The organism is Allobosea sp. Leaf344, from assembly GCF_001426225.1.
Taxonomy (GTDB): Bacteria; Pseudomonadota; Alphaproteobacteria; order Rhizobiales; family Beijerinckiaceae; genus Allobosea.
The window spans coordinates 637,055-654,920 of the sequence record NZ_LMRT01000013.1 but is presented as its reverse complement, the minus strand read 5'-3'; the positions used below and the strand labels follow the sequence as shown (position 1 = coordinate 654,920).

The 17,866-nt window shown below is 70.2% G+C and carries 19 protein-coding genes and 1 tRNA gene; 9 read left to right on the top strand and 11 right to left on the bottom strand.

The annotated features are described in order from the left end of the window. Positions 1 to 22: 22 nt before the first annotated feature. Positions 23 to 352, bottom strand: coding sequence for a hypothetical protein (locus tag ASG72_RS11785; protein WP_056712625.1), 330 nt, complete (start codon positions 350 to 352; stop codon positions 23 to 25). Between the two features lie 140 nt (positions 353 to 492). Further along, positions 493 to 930: a BLUF domain-containing protein gene (locus tag ASG72_RS11780; RefSeq protein ID WP_056712426.1), complete on the bottom strand. Its 438-nt coding sequence runs from the start codon at positions 928 to 930 to the stop codon at positions 493 to 495. Between the two features lie 181 nt (positions 931 to 1,111). On the opposite strand from ASG72_RS11780, the gene ASG72_RS11775 reads away from it, so the two are divergent. Next, positions 1,112 to 1,846 carry a hypothetical protein gene (locus ASG72_RS11775; RefSeq protein ID WP_156395911.1) on the top strand — a complete coding sequence of 245 codons (735 nt, stop codon included), beginning with the start codon at positions 1,112 to 1,114 and terminating at the stop codon, positions 1,844 to 1,846. Between the two features lie 23 nt (positions 1,847 to 1,869). Here ASG72_RS11775 and ASG72_RS11770 read toward each other — a convergent pair whose 3' ends face one another. Continuing rightward, a complete protein-coding gene (locus ASG72_RS11770) occupies positions 1,870 to 2,082 on the bottom strand; it encodes a DUF3126 family protein (protein ID WP_156395910.1) in 213 nt (70 codons plus the stop codon). A gap of 183 nt (positions 2,083 to 2,265) precedes the next feature. Here ASG72_RS11770 and ASG72_RS11765 point away from each other — a divergent pair, with 183 nt between their 5' ends. Further along, complete coding sequence (locus ASG72_RS11765) at positions 2,266 to 3,657, top strand: serine hydrolase domain-containing protein (RefSeq protein WP_056712419.1); 1,392 nt, start codon at positions 2,266 to 2,268, stop codon at positions 3,655 to 3,657. On the opposite strand, the gene ASG72_RS11760 is transcribed toward ASG72_RS11765, so the two are convergent. Further along, complete coding sequence (locus ASG72_RS11760) at positions 3,647 to 4,969, bottom strand: beta-eliminating lyase-related protein (RefSeq protein WP_056712417.1); 1,323 nt, start codon at positions 4,967 to 4,969, stop codon at positions 3,647 to 3,649. The genes ASG72_RS11765 and ASG72_RS11760 overlap by 11 nt on opposite strands. A gap of 117 nt (positions 4,970 to 5,086) precedes the next feature. Here ASG72_RS11760 and ASG72_RS11755 point away from each other — a divergent pair, with 117 nt between their 5' ends. Beyond that, complete coding sequence (locus ASG72_RS11755) at positions 5,087 to 5,995, top strand: LysR family transcriptional regulator (RefSeq protein WP_056712415.1); 909 nt, start codon at positions 5,087 to 5,089, stop codon at positions 5,993 to 5,995. On the opposite strand, the gene cysE is transcribed toward ASG72_RS11755, so the two are convergent. Continuing rightward, positions 5,959 to 6,786, bottom strand: coding sequence for a serine O-acetyltransferase (cysE, locus tag ASG72_RS11750; protein ID WP_244488771.1), 828 nt, complete (start codon positions 6,784 to 6,786; stop codon positions 5,959 to 5,961). The genes ASG72_RS11755 and cysE overlap by 37 nt on opposite strands. A 177-nt stretch (positions 6,787 to 6,963) precedes the next feature. Further along, complete coding sequence (locus ASG72_RS11745; RefSeq protein WP_056712411.1) at positions 6,964 to 7,731, bottom strand: alpha/beta hydrolase; 768 nt, start codon at positions 7,729 to 7,731, stop codon at positions 6,964 to 6,966. Positions 7,732 to 7,826: 95 nt separating this feature from the next. Here ASG72_RS11745 and ASG72_RS11740 point away from each other — a divergent pair, with 95 nt between their 5' ends. The 4 genes from ASG72_RS11740 to ASG72_RS11725 all read left to right on the top strand — a co-directional run bounded on the left by ASG72_RS11740 (position 7,827) and on the right by ASG72_RS11725 (position 10,791). Beyond that, complete coding sequence (locus ASG72_RS11740; protein WP_162246238.1) at positions 7,827 to 8,810, top strand: heparan-alpha-glucosaminide N-acetyltransferase; 984 nt, start codon at positions 7,827 to 7,829, stop codon at positions 8,808 to 8,810. 89 nt (positions 8,811 to 8,899) lie between these two features. Beyond that, positions 8,900 to 9,151 carry a zinc-finger domain-containing protein gene (locus tag ASG72_RS11735; RefSeq protein WP_056712408.1) on the top strand — a complete coding sequence of 84 codons (252 nt, stop codon included), beginning with the start codon at positions 8,900 to 8,902 and terminating at the stop codon, positions 9,149 to 9,151. Positions 9,152 to 9,221: 70 nt separating this feature from the next. Further along, positions 9,222 to 10,397, top strand: coding sequence for an FAD-dependent monooxygenase (locus ASG72_RS11730; RefSeq protein ID WP_082540281.1), 1,176 nt, complete (start codon positions 9,222 to 9,224; stop codon positions 10,395 to 10,397). An 85-nt stretch (positions 10,398 to 10,482) separates the two neighbouring features. Next, positions 10,483 to 10,791, top strand: coding sequence for a hypothetical protein (locus ASG72_RS11725; protein ID WP_056712406.1), 309 nt, complete (start codon positions 10,483 to 10,485; stop codon positions 10,789 to 10,791). A gap of 3 nt (positions 10,792 to 10,794) precedes the next feature. Here the strand turns inward: ASG72_RS11725 and chrA are convergent, their stop codons facing one another. Together chrA and ASG72_RS11715 are read right to left on the bottom strand one after the other, a co-directional pair. Then, on the bottom strand, positions 10,795 to 12,180 hold the full coding sequence (gene chrA, locus ASG72_RS11720) for a chromate efflux transporter (protein ID WP_056712405.1): 1,386 nt from the start codon (positions 12,178 to 12,180) through the stop codon (positions 10,795 to 10,797). Positions 12,181 to 12,222: 42 nt separating this feature from the next. Then, a complete protein-coding gene (locus ASG72_RS11715; protein ID WP_056712623.1) occupies positions 12,223 to 13,485 on the bottom strand; it encodes a hemolysin family protein in 1,263 nt (420 codons plus the stop codon). A gap of 160 nt (positions 13,486 to 13,645) precedes the next feature. Between ASG72_RS11715 and ASG72_RS11710 the strand changes: the two genes are divergently transcribed. Then, the gene (locus tag ASG72_RS11710; protein WP_056712404.1) at positions 13,646 to 14,293 is read left to right on the top strand and encodes a DUF938 domain-containing protein; all 648 of its coding nucleotides are present in this window, start codon (positions 13,646 to 13,648) and stop codon (positions 14,291 to 14,293) included. 3 nt (positions 14,294 to 14,296) lie between these two features. Here ASG72_RS11710 and ASG72_RS11705 read toward each other — a convergent pair. From ASG72_RS11705 to ASG72_RS11695, 3 genes are all read right to left on the bottom strand, one after another. After that, positions 14,297 to 14,383 (bottom strand) — tRNA-Leu (locus tag ASG72_RS11705). 61 nt (positions 14,384 to 14,444) lie between these two features. Beyond that, a complete protein-coding gene (locus tag ASG72_RS11700) occupies positions 14,445 to 15,104 on the bottom strand; it encodes a DUF1190 domain-containing protein (RefSeq protein WP_162246237.1) in 660 nt (219 codons plus the stop codon). A gap of 28 nt (positions 15,105 to 15,132) precedes the next feature. Beyond that, complete coding sequence (locus tag ASG72_RS11695; protein WP_056712402.1) at positions 15,133 to 16,716, bottom strand: AMP-binding protein; 1,584 nt, start codon at positions 16,714 to 16,716, stop codon at positions 15,133 to 15,135. A 208-nt stretch (positions 16,717 to 16,924) separates the two neighbouring features. Between ASG72_RS11695 and ASG72_RS11690 the strand changes: the two genes are divergently transcribed. Continuing rightward, positions 16,925 to 17,863 carry a DMT family transporter gene (locus tag ASG72_RS11690; protein ID WP_162246236.1) on the top strand — a complete coding sequence of 313 codons (939 nt, stop codon included), beginning with the start codon at positions 16,925 to 16,927 and terminating at the stop codon, positions 17,861 to 17,863. The last annotated feature ends 3 nt before the right edge of the window (positions 17,864 to 17,866 follow it).

Genomic DNA, 17,866 nt, shown 5'->3' with positions numbered 1-17,866 from the left:
TGCGGTCCCGCTGGCGCCTTCGTCAAGCCGCGACCAGCATATGCAGCAGATCGAGCACCACCCGCCCGCTCGCCATGCTCCACAAGGCGGCGATCAGGCTGGCCAGAATCACGAAATGAAAGGGCCGCCCCTCGATCATCCGGCCGCGCACCGTATTGCGCAGGATCAGGAAGGGGGCGCTGAACACCACCACCGGCACGCTGGCGACCGCGGTCAATCCGCCCGCTTCGAGCAGCTTGAAATCGGCCCGTCTCGTCGTGAACAGCTCATAGGCGCTCGCCAGCATGCCGGCAAAGGCAAAGCCGATGACCAGCGCCTGCAACGCCTCCACCGCTCCAGGGTCGATCCACACGCCCGTCACTCCATACGCAACGCCGCCACATTGCCGCATGGTTTACGAAGTGTGAAGGCGCCGCTGGCGCCGTGGTTAACGCCGGCGAATGGAGGCCCCCCAGCCCGGCCTCCGCCGCCTTCCGATCGTTTCCGAGCGGGTCAGGGCGCGGAGCGGCGCTGCCCGGCCGCCAGCTCCTGCGCCAGCGCCATCACGGTGGCACCTGAGAGCTCCGGCGGGATCGTGCCTGGCACGCCATGCCTGGCGAAGATCGCCGCATCGGCTTCGCTGCGCAGATAGCCGTTCATCGCCCAATTGCCGAAGCTGCGCTGGGCGGCGGTGCCGGAATGCAGCAGCGTCGGATCGCGATGGCGGGCATCGGCGGCGATCCGGGCATAGGTCGTCTCCACCGCCGCCTGCTCGCCTTCGAGGATCTGGAGAAAGGTGTCGCCGTCGAAGATCAGATAGCCGGTGATGCCGTCCCTGGCATTGTTGCGGCTCGAGACGGTGACGATGTCGCGCAAGGCCTGGAGCGGGCTGCCGACCCGGGCGGCGCGAAAGGTCGAGCGATAGACGATCTGGAAGATTGGGCTGGGCATGGGCTCTCCTGGGGTGGCCATCTGCAAACCCGCGACCCGCCCCGAGGTTCTGCACCCGCGGCGCATATCGATAGCGGCGGGGCCTGCTTCGCGGAGCCCTGTCTTGCTGCGGCCTTATGGTTTACGGGGCGTTAATCGCGTTCTGCTTCAGTGGCGGCAGTCCATCGAAGGTCCCGCCCCGTTGAGCGCTTCCCTGCCCCATCCCGGTCATCATCCGGCGCCCCATCATCATGCCGCCGCCGTGGCGACGATGGCGCGGGAGCGTCTGCGGCAGCCTCCGCCGCCCCTGCCGCGGGCCGATGGTGCCTTCCTGCTGACCGGCCTGGGGATCCTTCTGGCCGGGCTGCTCGGCACCGCCATCGCGCTCTATGCGAACCGGCCGGAGCCGCTGGATCCGACGCGGGTGCAGGCCGCGCGGATCGGCGATGTCGCTTTGATGGTGCCGCGTCATCTGTCCGGGGCCGATGGCGAGGACCGCGCCCGCCTCGTCGGCATGGTCCGCCTCCGGCTCGACTGGCCGAGCCTCGGCGCGGCCCAGCATCAGAGCCGGCGCGCGCTGCTGGTGACGCTGAGCCCGCCCGACAAGATCAACGAGCCGGCGACGCAGCTCGCCGTCTATGCACGCTTCCTCACCACGACCGTCTGGTCCAATCCGGGCGGGCTGGTGGTCCGCGGCTTCCGCAAGGGTTCGCCCTTCGAGGGCGACGAGCTCTATGTCTCGGTGCCCGACGGGCGTGGCTTCGCCGCACGCTGCCCGCTCGACAGCACGGCCAGCCGGCCGCTGGACGAGCTCTGCCGCGTCACCTTCCGCCATCGCGGCATGGATGTGAACATCCGCTTCCCCCGGGCGATCATCGCCGATTGGGAGCTGATGCTCGGCGGCGTCCGCCGCACCATCGACGGCATGATCCGCTAGGGCGCCACGGGACGGGCCAGGATTCAGTCCTCGAGATCGACGTCCAGGATCGCCATGGTGAAGTTGAACGAGCGATCGCCATCCTCGTCGTCGACATGGATGATGCCGATGAACTCCTCGCCCAGATAGACCTCGGCCGAATCGGTCTTCTTCATCCGCGCCCGCACGCTGATGGCGTGGTTGGCGAAGGTGCGGCGGAGATAGGCTTCGAGCTTGGCGAGTTCTGTCTTGTCCACGTGACTGGTCCTTTCGAATGGCCGGACGGATGCCATGGCGCGCCTGTCAGGGCAAGCGAAAGCGGTCGCCCGCCGGCCGCCCCGCCCGGCGAGGCCGATGCATGGGCGGGCGCCGCGGCTGCGGCTTCCGCATGCCGCGAGAGCTGGCATAGTGCCCGCCCCTGACCCGATCGGATAGTGGCGATGACACCCTGGCTCGGCCCCGCACTGGATTACGTCTCCTCCTGGCTGGACTTCCAGCTCCGCCACCAGCAGCAGCCGGGCCTCGCCATCGCCGTGATGCAGGGGGACCGACTGGTGCTGGAGAAGGCCTGGGGCGCGGCCGATCTCGACGGCGGCGAGGCGCTGACACCGCGCCACGGCTTCCGCATCGCGTCGCACTCCAAGAGCTTCACAGCCGCGGGCCTGCTGAAGCTCGCCGAACAGGGGCATTTGCGGCTCGATGACTCGGTGGGCCGCTACGTGCAAGGGCTGCACCCCGACATCGCGGCCGCGACATTGCGGCAGATCGTCTCCAACAGCGCCGGGCTGACGCGCGACGGGCCCGATGCCGGCCAGTTCACCGATCGCCGTCCCTATCTCGACAAGGCGAGCCTTCTTGCCGATCTCGCCGTCGCCCCGCCTTTCCCTGCCGCGCAGCGCTTCAAATATTCCAATCACGGCTTCGCCTTGCTTGGGCTGGTGATCGAGACGGTGATGGAGACACCCTATGCCGCCTGGATCGCGCGGGAGGTGATCGCCGAAGCCGGTCTGGCCGAGACCACGCCCGGGATCGAGGGCTGGGGCGGACGCCCCCGCGCCAAGGGCCATAGCGGGCGGCTGCCGCTGGGCCGGCGCGTCGTCATCCCCGCCGATAATCCGGGCCAGGCCATGGATGCGGCGGCCGGCTTCGTCGCCACCGCGGCCGATCTGGCGCGCTTCTTCGCGCAGCTCTCGCCGAAGGCCGAGCGCAGCCTGCTCTCGCCGCTCTCGCGCCGCGAGATGAGCCGCCGCCATTGGGAGGATCGCGAGAGCGCGCTCGGCCGCCACTACGGGCTCGGCACCATCTCCGGCGGCCAGGGCGATTGGCGCTGGTTCGGCCATTCCGGCGGCTTCCAGGGCTTCATCACACGCACCAGCGTCTTCCCCGATCAGGATCTGACGCTTTCGGTGCTGACCAACGCCATCGATGGCCTCGCCCATCCCTGGCATGACGGCATCGTGCAGATCCTGAAGCGCTTCAAGGAAGGCGGCGCCCCCGCGCCGGCCCATGGCGATTGGCGCGGCCGTTGGTGGACGCTGTGGCGCTGCGGCGATCTGGTGCCGGTCGGCGACACGGTGCTGATAGCCGACCCCGCCTTGCTCGATCCCTTCCTCGACGCGCCGGAAATCACGCTGATCGCTCCCGACGAGGGGCGCATCGACAGGGCGTCCGGCTTTCACAGCCCGGGGGAAACCGTCAGGCTGAACCGCGCCGCCGATGGCAGCGTCGAGTCGGTGCAGCTCGCCGGCACGCTGGTGCTTCCCGAAGCGGCGATGAAGGCGGAGATGGAAGCGCGTTATTGCGCGCCGCCGGCAGAGCCGCTCAGCGCATGAAATGCAGCTCGCGGAAGCGGCTGCGGAAGGCGGTGACGTCCTTCGCCACCATGGCCGCCGGCCGCGAGCCCTCCAGCCCCTCCATGATGTAGCCCGCGAGCTCCGGCATATGCTCCGTCTTCATCCCGAAGCGGACGATTTCCGGAGTGCCCAGCCGCAGCCCGTTGACATCCTCCGGCACGGCGGCGAGCGGCAGGCCGATGCCGCAGCTCAAAATGTTCACCGCGCGCAGCTTCTTCGCCGCGGCCTGGCCGCCGCCATAGGACGCGGCCTCGATGGCGAATTGATGCGAGGTGGTGATGCCCCGGTCCCGGGCGAAGACCGGCGCCTGGCGCGCGACCAGCGCCTCGCCCAGCGCCTTGGCGGTCAGGGCCATCTCCCGCGCATAGGCCTCGCCATGCGCCTTCCAGTCGAGCAGCGAGATCGCGAGAGAGGCCGATTTCGCCGCATCGAAATTGGCGGTGAGCCCGGGATAGGCGATCGCGTCGAGCTTGCGGGCGATCTCCGGCTCATCGGTCAGGATCAGCCCGGAGGGCGGCCCTCCCAGGCTCTTATAGGTGCTCATCGTCATGAGATGAGCCCCTTCGGCGAGCGGCTGCTGCCAGGCCTGCCCGGCGATCATTCCCGACATATGCGCGGCGTCGAACAGCACCAGCGCCCCGATCTCGTCGGCGATGGCGCGGATCTCGCGGATCGGATGCGGGAACAGGTTGAGGCTGCCGCCGATCGAGATGAGCTTCGGCCTCAGGCGCAGCGCATCCTGGCGCAGACGGTCGATATCGACGGTGTAGCGCAGCGGGTCCACCGGCGCCGGATGGCTGACGATGCCGTAGAGCCCGGCCGCGCCGGCGCCGTGATGCGTGACATGCCCGCCGATCTCGCCCGGCGGCGCGATGATGCAGTCGCCCGGCTTGGCCGCGACCATGAAGGCATAGAGATTGGCGATGGCGCCGGAGGGCACCCGGATCTCGGCGAAGCGTGCGCCGAAGACCTCGGCCGCGAGTTCGGCGGCGATGATCTCGATCGTCTCGATCGCCTCCAGCCCCATCTCGTATTTGTCGCCGGGATAGCCCAGCGAGGGCCGCGCGCCGATGCCCGCCGCCAGCAGCCGTTCGGCCCGCGGGTTCATGACGTTGGTCGCCGGGTTGAGATTGACGCATTCCTCCTCGTGGATGCGCCGATTCTCGACCGCCAGCGCTGCGATCCGCTGTTCGATCGCGTCGAGCGATTGCGAGGCCGTCTCGGCGGCGATGCCGAGCACATAATCCTCGCTCGCCTGCGGCACCCAATCGCGCCTGCCCAGAGCCGTCATCCGCTTCCCCCTTCGCTATCCCATGTTTCGCCCTCCATCTGAGCGATTTGCGCGGGCCGGCGCAAACGAGTAATCCTCGGGACCAGACTGAGAAAATCTCACCCTTAAAGTGCGATCATGCCCGTCGAGCCGCCCGCGCCACGCCTGCCATCGCTGAACGCGCTGCGCGCCTTCGAGGCCGCGGCGCGCTGCGGCAGCTTCACCCGCGCGGCTGCCGAACTCGGCGTCACCGCCGGCGCCGTCACCCAGCAGATCCGCCAGCTCGAGGCCTGGCTCGGCTTCCCCTTGTTCGAACGCCTGCCGCAGGGTGTCAGGCTCACGGTGGCGTCGCAGGCGGCCCTGCCGGACTTGACGCGGGGCTTCGCCACTTTGGCCGAGGCGGTGGCGCAGCTGCGCGCCCGCCAGGGCTCCAGGGCGCTGCGCATCGCCGCCCTGCCCTGCATCGCCCAGCTCTGGCTGTCGCCGCGGCTGGTGGCGCTGCAGCAGGCCTTTCCGGGGCTCGAATTCGCGGTCTCGGCGATGGAGGAGCCGCCGGACGGCCGGCGCGCGCTGCATGACCTCGCGCTGTTCTACCAGCCCCTGCAAGAGGGCGCGGCGGGGAGCGACGGGCTGACGCCGGTCTGCGCGCCGGCTCTGGCGAAAAGCCTCGCCGATCCCGCGGCGCTGTCCGGCGTCACCTTGCTGCATGACGCCGTCTGGCACAGGGATTGGGCGCGCTGGCTGAATGTCGCCGGGCCGAGCGGGGTCGATGCCGGGCGCGGGCCCGCCTTCTCGCTCTACAGCCTCGCACTGGATGCGGCCCTCGCCGGGTCCGGCGTGCTGATCGGGCGCCTCAGCCTGGTCGCAGCGCATCTCGCGGATGGCCGGCTCGTCGCGCCTTTCGACCGGGTCCTGCCGACGGGGGACCGGCTCTCGGTGATGCGGGTGGCCGGGGGCCGGGCCCATCCGCTGCGCGATGCGGTGGCGGAGTGGCTCGGCGCAGCCGACCGTCAGATGTCGGCGCCGCAATCGGCGGCGAGGATCTGATCCATCGAGCGCGAGGGCTCGGCGCAGCCTGCCTCGCCCACCACCTTGGCCGGCACGCCCGCCACGGTCTTGTTGCGCGGCACATTGGCCAGCACGACCGACCCGGCGGCGACGCGCGCGCATTGCCCGATCTCGATATTGCCGAGAATTTTGGCGCCGGCCCCGATCAGCACGCCCTTGCGGATCTTGGGGTGGCGGTCGCCGCCCTGCTTGCCCGTCCCGCCGAGGGTGACGTCCTGCAGCATCGAGACATCGTCCTCGATCACCGTGGTCTCGCCGACGACGAGCCCGGTGGCATGGTCGAGGAAGACGCCCTTGCCGATCCGCGCGGCCGGGTTGATGTCGGTCTGGAACACCTCCGAGGAGCGGCTCTGCAGATAGAGCGCGAAATCGCGCCGCCCCTGCCGCAGCAGCCAATGCGCCAGCCTGTGGCATTGCAGCGCGTGAAAGCCCTTGAAGAACAGCACCGGCTCCAGCAGCCGGTAGCAGGCGGGGTCGCGGTCGAGCACCGCGACGACATCGGCGCGCATGCCGAGACCCATATCGGGATCGGCCGCGAGCGCCTCGTCGAAAGCCTGGGCGATGAGATCGGCAGAGACGGCGGGATGGCCGAGCCGCGCCGCCACGCGATGGCCGACAGCGGCCTCGAAATGCGGCTGGTTCAGCACCGAGCTCATGATCAGGCTGCCCAGCGAAGGCTCCGCCGCGACCGCCGCCTCCGCCTCGCGGCGCAGCCGCGTCCAGACCGGATCGACCCGGTCCAGCCCGGCCGAGGGATCGCGTTGTTCCATGACGGGGCTTCTCGATGCCATGGTTCGTCTCCGCTTGCTGGCCCGCACGACAGATAATCGCAAAGCACCGCTCTCGCCAGTGGCGCGCGTGCCCGCATCGCGGAGCAGGCTCGGGGAGCCTCGAGACACGCGCCGCTTGTTCGCGCCGACAGCTCGTCGCCCGGCCCCCCTTCGAGCTCAGAGCCGGTCGAGGAAGGCCAGCACCGCCTGTTTGTGGCTCTTGTCGCCGACGGCGAGGTTGTGGTCGCGGCCGCTGATGGCGAAGGATTCCGCGTCGGGGATCAGCGCCGCCAGCGCCGCGCCGTCGCCGGCGACATCGTCCGCGGTGCCGACGCTGACCAGGGTCGGGACGGCGATCTGCCCGACCTGCGCGACGCTCAGCGTCTGGCGCGAGCCACGGATGCAGGCCGCCAGCGCTTTCAGATCGCTTTTCGTCGCCTCGGCGAAGGCCCGGAACATGCGCTGCATCGGATCGGTGAGATCGTCGAGCGACGGCGCTTCCATCGCATCGGCGATGCCGAGCGGCAGCCCGACGCCCTCGACGAGATGGATCCCCAGCCCACCGAGCAGCAGCGCTTTCAGCCTGGCCGGATGAGCCAAGGCGAGATGGGCGGAAATCCGCGCGCCCATCGAATAACCCATCACTGCCGCGCGCGGGATCTCGAGGTGATCCATCAGCCGGCGGACATCCTCCGCCATAATCTGCGAGGAATAGGCGGCGGGGTCGTAGAGCTTCTCGCTCTCGCCATGGCCGCGATTATCAAGCGCCACCACGCGATAGCCGGCATGGGTCAGCGTGCGGGTCCACTGCGTGTTGACCCAGTTCACCATGTGGCTGGAGCCGAAGCCGTGCACCAGCACGATCGTCTCGTGTCGCGGCGTATCGCCGGTCGGCGCGAGATCGACATAGGCGAGACGCACGCCGTCGGAGGAGAAGCTGAGCATGGCCCACCGTGATGCTGACGAAACCGCCGACACCCCTGCCATGCCGGCGCGGCTTTGGGTAGCCGTGGCGCGGCGGCTTGCCTATGAAGGCCGATATGAACGCGCCCGTCTCCCTGCCCGTGCCACCGACCTTGCCCCGCCGGATCGACCTCGTCGACGCCGCCCGCGGCGTGGCGCTGCTGGCGATGTTCGTCTTCCATTTCGCCTATGACCTGTCGCTGCTCGAGCTGATCGCGACCGACATCCAGTCCCACACCGCCTGGCGCCTGTTCGCGCGGATGATCGCCGCGACCTTCCTGACGCTTGTCGGGATCAGCCTCGTCCTGGCGACGCGGGACGGGCTCAATCGCAAGGCCTATCTGAAGCGCCTCGCCATGGTCGGCGCGGCCGCGACGCTGGTCACGGTCGCGACCTTCTTCGCCATCCCCGACAACTTCATCTTCTTCGGCATTCTGCATCAGGTGGCGCTCGCCAGCGTGCTCGCTCTGCCCTTCCTGCGCGCCCGCCCGGCGCTGCTTCTCGGCACCGCCCTGCTCGTCTTCGCCGCGCCGCTGGCGATCGCCCACCCCGTCCTCGACACTCCCGCCCTCGCCTGGCTCGGCCTTTCCGACCTGCCGCTGCAGAGCGCGGATTTCGTGCCGGTCTTCCCCTGGTTCGGCTGGGTGCTGGTCGGCATGGCGCTGGGTCGCCTGTCCCTCGCCTCGCCTCTCGCCGCGCGGCTGGCGCAATGGCGCGGCGACAGCCTGCCGGCCCGCGGCCTGATCTGGGGCGGCCGTCACAGCCTGCTGGTCTATCTCGTCCACCAGCCCGTCTTCATGGGTGCGCTGCTTCTCGCCATCCAGCTCGGCCTCGCCCGGCCGGACGAGGAGCGTCCCTTCCTGACATCCTGCCAGCGCAGCTGCGCCAGCGAGGCGCTCAGCACCGCGACCTGCACGGCGCTGTGCGGCTGCACCATGGCGAAGATCAAGGAGGCCGGGCTCTGGCGCAAGACGGTCGAGAACGCGCTGACCCCGGACGACAGCCTGCGCACCACCGAATTCGCCCGCGCCTGCTACCGGCAGGGCAATCCGCAACCCTGACCGGCGGTGCCTGAGACAATCGAGGCACTGGCATCTCGCCGCGCCAGGGAGTAGCGTCCCGCCAGATTCAACGAGCCCGAGCGACGATCATGGCCGAGACCGGCATTCCGCATTTTCACAATGACGCAGGCGTGGCGGTCATCCATGTCGGGGCGCATGAATTCATGTGCATCGGCGCCAAGCCGCCCTTCGACCATCCGCATGTCTTCCTCGACATGGGCTCGGACCACGAGATCGTCTGCCCCTATTGCTCGACCCTGTTCAAATACGACCCGACGCTGAAGGGCGGCGCCTGCATTCCGCCGGACTGCGCCCATAGCGAATCCGCCAAGGCGGCGTGAGAGCGCGCAGCCTCGCGCCCGGGGTGGCGACCCTGCGGCGAGCCGGCTCCCCACACAGCCCGTCAGCATCGTGACCGCACCGCATATCCTGATCGCCGGCGCCGGCATCGGCGGGCTCACGGCGGCCTTGGCGCTGGCGCGCCGCGGCATCGCCGTCACCCTCGCCGAGAAGCGCACGGGCTTCGGCGAGCTCGGCGCCGGGCTGCAGATCTCGCCCAATGCCGGCCATGTGCTGGACGGGCTCGATCTGCGGCTGCCGCTGAAGCGTCACGCCGTCCTGGCCGAGCGCCTGGTCGTGCGCAGCTGGCGCAGCGGGGCGGCGCTGGTGGCGATGCCGATGTCGGCGGAGGGAGAATCCTTCCGCCTGTTCAAGCGCAACGACCTGCATATGGCGCTGCTCGATGCCGCGCGCGCCATGCCCAATATCCGCATCATCGTCGGACGCGGCGTCTCCGAGGTCACCGTCGCGGCCGATGGCATCGCGGCGACGCTGCTCGGCGAAAGCGGCGCGGTCGAGACGATCGAGGCGCTGGCGATCATCGGTGCCGACGGGCTCTGGTCGCGCCTGCGGCAGCTCGCCGGCGACCGCTCGCCCCCGCGCTTCACCGGCTATGAGGCCTGGCGCGCGCTGGCGCCCGCGCCCGAGCGGGCCGGCGGCGAGGTGACGCTGCATCTCGGCCCGGACCGGCACATGGTGCATTACCCCGTCGCCGGCGGCCGCGAGACCAATATCGTGATCGTGCGGCGCGCCGCCGAGGCGCGCGAAGGCTGGTCGCGCAGCGGCGACTACGCGCGCCTGGCGCCCGAGCTCGAGACGGCGAACCCGGCGCTGCGCAGCCTCGCCACCCGCGCCTGTGCCTGGCAGGTCTGGTCGCTGTTCGACCGGGTGCCGGCGCCCATGGCGCAGGGGCGGATCGCTCTGCTCGGCGATGCCGCGCACCCCGTCCTGCCCTTCCTGGCGCAGGGTGCGGCGCTGGCGATCGAGGATGCGGCGGTGCTCGCCAGGCTGCTGGCGGAGCATCTCGCCCGGGAGGGTGCGGCCGGCGTCCCGCCGGCGCTCGCCGCCTATGCGAGCGCCCGTGCCGAGCGTGTCGCCCGCGTACAGCAGACCAGCCGGGCCAATGGCCGTGCCTATCACATGGCCGCGCCCTGGAGCCTCGGCCGCGACCTCGTGATGAAGCGGCTCGGGCCGGACGGGATGCGCCGCCGCCATGGCTGGGTCTATGATTGGCGCGACGGCGGCTGAGCCGCGTAAGAGCCGGGTCGCGCCCATCTCGTCATCGCCGCATTCGCTTCCTATCTTGCGGACAGCTGAACCCGATGGAGCCGACATGATCCGCGTGAACATGTACCGCCTGAATGGACAGGCCGCGCGCATGCCGCGCTGGGCGGCCTGGCTGACCATGACCGTCAGCCTGGTGATCGGCCTCGCCTTGTTCCTGCTGGCCGCGAGCCTGGCGCTGATCCTGATTCCGGTGGTGCTGGTCGCGGGAGCGATCTTCATGTGGCGGCTGAAGCGCCGGCTCAAACAGGCCGGCTTCGGCCAGCCGGGCCCTTTCCCGCGGCAGGCCGGGACCGATCCGCGCGAGATCGTCGACGCCGAATACCGGATCATCGAGCGCGGCGAGCCGCGGCGCTGAGGCTCAGGCGAGCTGCAGCAGCGCCAGTCCGGCGAGCGCGCTGGCGGCCAGCGTCTTCGCCATGCCGAGCCTGAAGCGCAGCATCGCGACGAGAGCGAAGGCGCAGAGCAGCGCCGCCCGCCAGTCGAGCGAGGCGAGCACCGGCCAATCCGGCGTCAGCCCCATGATCTCGACGCGGCGTACCTCGCGAAACACCACATGCAGCCCGAACCACAAGGCGAGGTTCATGATCACCCCGACCACGGCGGCGGTGATCGCCCCCAGCGCCGCGGAGATCGCGCGGTTGCCGCGCAGCGCCTCGACATAGGGCGCCCCCAGAAAGATCCAGAAGAAGCACGGCGCGAAGGTCGTCCATAGGGTGAGCGCCGCGCCGAGCCCGCCGGCCAGCAGCGGCGGCAATGTCCCGGGCGCGCGGAACCCGGCGAGGAAGCCGACGAATTGCAGCACCAGGATCAGCGGCCCCGGTGTCGTCTCGGCGAGGCCGAGCCCGTCCAGCATCTCGCCGGCCCGCAGCCAGCCATAGGTCTCGACCGCCGCCTGCGCGACATAGGCCAGCACCGCATAGGCGCCGCCGAAGGTGACGACCGCCATCAGGCTGAAGAAGCCGCCGATCTGCGACCAGACGCTGTCGGTCCCGGTCACGAGCATCAGCGCCAGTACCGGCCCGAGCCAGAGCGGCAGCCAGATCGCGCTCGTCCGCAGCGCCCGCGCCGCCGAAGGCCGCGTATGGTCCATGCCGCCCTGCGCCAGGATCCGGTCGACCAGCCCGTCCTGATCGGGGCCCGCCGCGCCATGGCCGGCGGCCGCGCCGAACAGCTCCGGCCGCAGGCGTTGGCCGACCCAGCCGACGAGGCCGGCGCCGAGGATGATCAGCGGAAACGGCAGCCGCAACAGGGCGATCGCCACGAAGGCCGCGACCGCCACCGCGACCATGGCGCGGTTCTTGAGCGCCCGGCGGCTGATCCTGATCCCGGCCTCGATCACCACGGCCAGCACGGCGGCCTTGACCCCGAAGAACAGCCCCTCGACCAGCGGCGCCTGCCGGTACAGCACATAGAGCGTGCTCAGGCCGAGCATCACCAGCGCGCCGGGCAGGATGAACAACAGCCCGGCGATCAGCCCGCCCAGCGTCCTGTGCATCAGCCAGCCGATATAGACGGCGAGCTGCTGCGCCTCCGGCCCCGGCAGCAGCATGCAATAGTTCAGCGCATGCAGGAAACGCTGCTCGCCGATCCAGCGCCGCTCCTCGACCAGCTCCTTGTGCATCAGCGCGATCTGCCCCGCCGGGCCGCCGAAGCTGAGCAGGCCGATCTTGAGCCAGACCCGCGTCGCCTGCGCCAGGCTCGGCAGTTGCGGCTCGCCGGCCGCGATGGCGGAGGTCTCGGTCATCGGCGCTGCGCCCTCGGCTCGCTCACCTGCCCCCTGGGGCGTTCAGTCGATGCGGCTCACCAGCACCTTGTCGATCCGACGCCCGTCGAGATCCACCACCTCGAAGCGCCAATGGCCCTTCTCGAAGAATTCGCCGACATTGGGCAGGTGGTTCATCTCGGCCAGGATGAAGCCGGCGACGGTCTGGTAATCCGCGTCCCGGGGGATATGGATGCCGAGCTCGTGCGAGAATTCGTCGACCTGCATCCAGCCGGCGACGAGCCAAGAGCCGTCGGCGCGGGTGACGATCGGCGGCTCGCTCTCCTCTTCCTCCTGAAAGGCGCCGATGATCGCCTCGAGCACGTCGCCGGGGGTGATGATCCCCTCGAAATGCCCGTATTCATCGAAGACCAGCGCCATATGGACACGGGAGGCGCGGATATCGCGCAGGATCCGCAGGGCGTTGGCGGTGTCCATCACCACCGGCGCCTCGTCGACCAGCGCCCGGATATCATGATCCTCGCCATCCGAGAGCAGGTCGATCAGATCCTTCACCACGACGACGCCGATCACCGAATCCGGCTCGCCATCCTGGACCGGCAGGCGCGAGCGGCGCGTGGCGCGCAGCTGAACGCGAATCTCGTCGGCGCTGTCGGTGAGGTCGATCACCTCGACCTCGCGGCGGGGCGTCATCAGCGCCCTCGCCGAGCGATCCGCCAGCCGCATCACCCCCGAAATCATTTCCCGCTCGTCGCGCTCCAGCACGCCGGCGGTCTCCGCCTCGGCGATGATGGTCCGGACCTCTTCCTCCGTCACCTTCTCTTCCGGCTCGCCCTTCTGGCCGAGCAGCGCCAGCACCGCCTTGCCCGAGACGTCGAGCAGGAAGACGAGCGGCGCGCCGACCTTGGCGATCAGGAGCATGGCGGGTGCGACACGCGCGGCGATGCGCTCGGGATCGCGCAGGGCGATCTGCTTGGGCACCAGCTCGCCGATGATCAGCGAGAGATAGGTGATCGCGACGACGACGAGGCCGACGCCGAAGCCATCGGCCACGCCCTGGCTCAGCCCCTGCTCCGACAGCCATTCGGACAGGCGTGCGCCCAGGGTCGCGCCGGAGAAGGCGCCCGAGAGCACGCCGACCAGCGTGATCCCGATCTGCACCGTGGAGAGGAAGCGGCCCGGATCCTCGGCGAGGCGGGCGGCGGTCGCCGCACCCTTGTTGCCCTGATCTCCCAGAACCTTGAGCCGCGCCGGCCGCGAGGAGACGACGGCCAATTCGGACATGGCGAGCAGACCGTTCAGGACGGTCAGGGCCACCACGATCAGGATCTCGGTTAACAAAGCCAACTCATGCCATGCGGAACCGCACCCGGTAGCGATCCGCTTCAACAACCCGTGAGAGCTATAGTCGATAGCGGGGCATCAGCGCCATAAGAACTTGGTTCGATCCGGATCGACGCGGCGCCGATCGGCGCGGGAGGCTCAGATGACGTCGCCACAGCCCTGGCAGCCACGCCCACAGGAGGCGCCCGGCGCCGATGCGCGGCTGTTCGCGCCCGCGACCCAGCGCAACCGCGAGGCGATCCTCTCCGTGCTGCGGACCGTGCTGCCGCCGCGCGGCCTCATCCTGGAGGTCGCCAGCGGCTCCGGCGAGCATGCCGTGCATTTCGCGCAGGCCCTGCCCGGGCTGAGCTTTCAGCCGAGCGATCCCTCCCCCGATGCGCTTTCCAGCATCGCGGCCTGGGCGGCGCAGGCCGCGCTGCCCAATCTGCTCGCGCCCATGCTGCTCGACGCCGCCGCCCCCGCCTGGCCGCTGGCCGCGGCCGATGCGGTGCTATGCATCAACATGATCCATATCGCGCCCTGGCAGGCGGCGCAGGGGCTGATAAGCGGCGCCGCCTCGCTGCTGCCGCGCGGCGCGCCGCTCTATCTTTACGGGCCCTATCGACGCCCCGGCCGCGAGCTCGAACCCGGCAACGCCGCCTTCGACGCCTCCCTGCGCGAGCGCAACCCGGATTGGGGCCTGCGCGAGCTCGACGCCGTGGCGGAGCTGGCGCGGCAGGCCGGGTTCGGCGCGCCGGAGCTCACCGAGATGCCGGCCAATAATCTCAGCGTCGTGTTCCGGCGGCGCTAGGGCTGGTGCGGACGGCGGGGATCGAACCCGCATAGCCTTGCGGCTGAGAGATTTTAAGTCTCTTGCGTCTACCAGTTTCGCCACGTCCGCCTGCCGTCAGCGGTAGCCTCCCCGCGATGCCGGCGCAAGCCGTGCGGGGCCGGCCATCGCCTCAGCGGCGGCGGGCCGGCTTGTACCATTCCACCCCGTCGGGATCGACATAGAGCCCCGGTGCGACATCGGCGCCGATGCTCTTCTCCTCCATCGGCACCGGCACGGTGTCGTCGCGGTCGCCGCGCTTGACATAGGGGCCGCTGCTCTGCGGATCCTCGTCGCCACCCTTGGCACGGCGGCTGCGCGAGGCGGCGCCGATCACATTCGCCTGGCCCGCGACACGGTCCTGCAATTCGGTCACCGGCCGCCCGGCGAAGGCGACGCGGCCGCCGCCGGCGAGCACGGGCACCGCTTTGCGGCCGGCCCCCTCGCCGATGATGCGGATGCCGCTGAAGCGCGGGACATAGCTGGTCTGCCCGCGGCCGAGGCGCTCCCAGCCCCCGGTCGAGACCGCCTGGGCGCCGCAGCGCTTGTGAACGCGCTCGCAGGCGGCGCGGGAGGCGTAGCGCGGTGCCTTCTGCTCATATTCGGCGCGCGCATTGCGATAGGCGAATTCGCATTGATCCCGCGTCAGGAGCCCGGCCTCGACGCATTCGTCGCGGCGCTCATAGACCGGGCCGGCGCCTTGCGCGGCGGCCTCGCCGGGCGAAACGAGGGGCAGGGCCGGCGCCAGCAGAGCGGCGCGCAGCATGAGGGTAGCGGCGGGAAGAACGAACATGGCGCGCAGCATAGCGATCATTATGGCGTCAAAGCAGCGAACGCCGCGACGCCGCGAGCTCGCGGGTCGCGCCATAGTCGATCTTGCCGTTCCCCAGCACCGGGATCGACGCCGTCACCAGCAGCGCCCGTGGCAGCCAGAGCTCCGGATAGCCCTGGGCCTTGGCCTCGGCATGGAGGGCGGTGCGGTCGGCATCGGGCTTTTCCGTCACCAGCACGAGCTGCTCGCCCTTGCGCGCATCCGGCAGCGAGACCACGACATGATTATGCGCCGGCCAGAGCCCGGCGACCATGGTCTCGACCGCGGCCAGCGACACCATCTCGCCGCCCAGCTTGGCGAAGCGCTTGGCCCGGCCCTTGATGGTGATGTAGCCATCCTCCAGCGTCACGATATCCCCGGTATCGTGCCAGCCCCCTTCCGGCGGCACGATCTGTCCGGGGCGATCGGCGCTGAGATAGCCGGCCATGATGTTGGGCCCGCGCACGCAGAGCTTGCCGCCTTCGGTGATCCCCTCCACCGGTTCGAGCCTGGCCTCGATGCCGGGCAGCAGCCGCCCGACACTGCCCTCCCGCATCGCCACCGGCGTGTTGCAGGCGAGCACCGGCGAGCATTCGGTGCAGCCATAGCCTTCCAGGATGGTGGTGCCGTAGGGCTCCCACATCCGGCGCGTCTCCGCCTTCACCCGCTCGGCCCCGGCCACGACATAGCGCACGCTCTTGAGATCGCCCGCATCGGCGGCCCTGGCATAGCCCTGCAGGAAGGTGTCGGTGGCGAACAGGAAGGTCGCGCCCATCTCGCCGATCAGCTTCGGCACCTGCTTGTAATGCAGCGGGCTCGGATAGAGCACCACCTTCATGCCGTGCAGCAGCGGCATCAGCAGCCCGGCCGTCAGGCCGAAGGAATGGAAGGCCGGCAGCGGGTTCATGACGATGTCGCGCTCGGACAGGAACCCATCCGCCAGCGCGAAGATCTGGCGGGCGTTGGAGACGAGGTTGGCGTGGCTGAGCACGACGCCTTTCGGCTTGCCCTCGGTGCCGGAGGTGAAGAGCACGACGGCGGCATCGTCGGGCGCGGCACGATGGCCGCGCTGCGCCAGCCCGGGAGCCAGGCTCGCCAGCGCGCCGAGCGCCTTGTCGAGGCTGGTGATCTCGCGCCTGATATCCTCGAGATAGAGGATGCGGCGGCCCTGCTCGGCCAGCGCCGCGATCTCGTCTTCCAGCCTCGCCTGGTCGACGAAGCGGCGCGAGGTGACGATGCAGCGCAGCTGCGCGAGCTCCGCCGCGGCGCGCAGATTCTTGGCGCCGGCGGTGAAGTTGAGCAGCGCCGGCACGCGGCCATGGGCGGTCAGCCCGAACAGCGTCACCGCCATCGCCTGCACATTCGGCAGCAGCAGGCCGACATGCTCGCGCGGCTGCGTCCGCGCGGCGAGCTTGCGGCCCAGCACCAGCGCGCCGAGCACCAGCCTGCCATAGGTGATCGGCTGGCGCTCGGGATCCTCGAGCGCGATCCGGCTTTTGCCATGCTGCGAGACCGCCTGGAGCAGGGCCTGGAACAGCGTGATTCGCGCGGCCAGGCGGTCGAACCGCCGGCGGTCTTGGGGGGCATCGGCCATGTTGGCTCAGGACCTTGCTCTCGTTTCCTCCTCCTGAACCTAAGCCTTCGGGCCGGGGATGCAATCGGAGCCGTATCGGGCGAGGGATTACGTGCTCATGCGCCGGCATCGCGCCGGCCCGCGGCGAGCGCGCTTGTGCGACGGGTCGATGGCGCGCCATAGCGGGGGGACCGGGCGGCGCGCGCCGCCCTCCAAGAAAGACATGGCCGTGAGCGAGATCGAGAGCGAGGCCGAGCCGCAGCGCCCCATTCTGCCCGGCGCCGGCCGCGGCGTCACGATCGGCATCGCCTGCGGACTGGCCGCCGCGCTGATCTGGGGCGTGCAGGCCGTGGTCTCGCGGCAATCGGTCGCCGACGGGCTGACGGCGGCCGATGTCACCATCCTGCGCTTCGCCGCGGCCGGCCTGCTGCTCCTCCCCCTCGCCTGGCGGCGGATGCGGCCCTTTCCCGTCGGCGCGCTCGGTTGGCGCCGGGCGCTGCTGCTGACATTGCTCGCCGGCGCGCCCTACAGCCTGGCGCTGGTCGGCGGTGCGGCCTTCGCCCCGGCCCTGCACAGCTCGATCGTGACGCCGGGGCTGATCCCGGTCTTCACCGCCGCGCTGGTCTTTCTGGTGCTGGGCGAGCGCGCGTCTCCGGCGCGGCTCGCCGGGCTCGCTCTCGTCCTGCTCGGCGTCTTGCTGTTCTCCTGGGAGGCGCTCGCCGATACCCCCTCCCGCGCCGGCGCCTGGATCGGCGATCTTCTCTTCGTGCTGACGGCGGTGATGTGGTCGCTCTTCGGCCTGCTGACCAAGCGCTGGGGCGCCGACGCGGTGGATGTCACGATCGTCACCTGCCTGCTCTCGCTGGTCTCGCTGCCGCTGGTCGCGCTCTCCATGCCGGTCACGCTGCTGCAGGCCGAGGCCGGCGCGGTGATCCTCCAGACGCTGTATCAGGGCGTGCTCGTCGGTGTCGGCGCGCTGTTCTTCTACACCCGCGCCGTGGCGCTGCTCGGCGCGGCCCGCGCCGCGCTGTTCCTGCCGCTCGTCCCCGTGGTCACGGCGGCGGCCGGCGTCGCGCTGCTGGCCGAGTGGCCGTCGCGACTGGAGGTGGCGGGGATGGTGATCGTCATATCGGGGATGACCCTGGCGCTGCGGGCCCGCACCGGCTGAGCG

Excerpts from the sequence above, each read along its gene's own strand:
- ASG72_RS11745 (WP_056712411.1), bottom strand. The coding sequence starts at position 7,731 with ATGCTCAGCTTCTCCTCCGACGGCGTGCGTCTCGCCTATGTCGATCTC.
- ASG72_RS11765 (WP_056712419.1), top strand. The coding sequence starts at position 2,266 with ATGACACCCTGGCTCGGCCCCGCACTGGATTACGTCTCCTCCTGGCTG.
- ASG72_RS11735 (WP_056712408.1), top strand. The coding sequence starts at position 8,900 with ATGGCCGAGACCGGCATTCCGCATTTTCACAATGACGCAGGCGTGGCG.
- ASG72_RS11700 (WP_162246237.1), bottom strand. The coding sequence starts at position 15,104 with ATGTTCGTTCTTCCCGCCGCTACCCTCATGCTGCGCGCCGCTCTGCTG.
- ASG72_RS11740 (WP_162246238.1), top strand. The coding sequence starts at position 7,827 with ATGAACGCGCCCGTCTCCCTGCCCGTGCCACCGACCTTGCCCCGCCGG.
- ASG72_RS11760 (WP_056712417.1), bottom strand. The coding sequence starts at position 4,969 with ATGACGGCTCTGGGCAGGCGCGATTGGGTGCCGCAGGCGAGCGAGGAT.
- ASG72_RS11780 (WP_056712426.1), bottom strand. The coding sequence starts at position 930 with ATGCCCAGCCCAATCTTCCAGATCGTCTATCGCTCGACCTTTCGCGCC.
- cysE (WP_244488771.1), bottom strand. The coding sequence starts at position 6,786 with ATGGAACAACGCGATCCCTCGGCCGGGCTGGACCGGGTCGATCCGGTC.
- ASG72_RS11725 (WP_056712406.1), top strand. The coding sequence starts at position 10,483 with ATGATCCGCGTGAACATGTACCGCCTGAATGGACAGGCCGCGCGCATG.
- chrA (WP_056712405.1), bottom strand. The coding sequence starts at position 12,180 with ATGACCGAGACCTCCGCCATCGCGGCCGGCGAGCCGCAACTGCCGAGC.
- ASG72_RS11710 (WP_056712404.1), top strand. The coding sequence starts at position 13,646 with ATGACGTCGCCACAGCCCTGGCAGCCACGCCCACAGGAGGCGCCCGGC.
- ASG72_RS11755 (WP_056712415.1), top strand. The coding sequence starts at position 5,087 with ATGCCCGTCGAGCCGCCCGCGCCACGCCTGCCATCGCTGAACGCGCTG.
- ASG72_RS11695 (WP_056712402.1), bottom strand. The coding sequence starts at position 16,716 with ATGGCCGATGCCCCCCAAGACCGCCGGCGGTTCGACCGCCTGGCCGCG.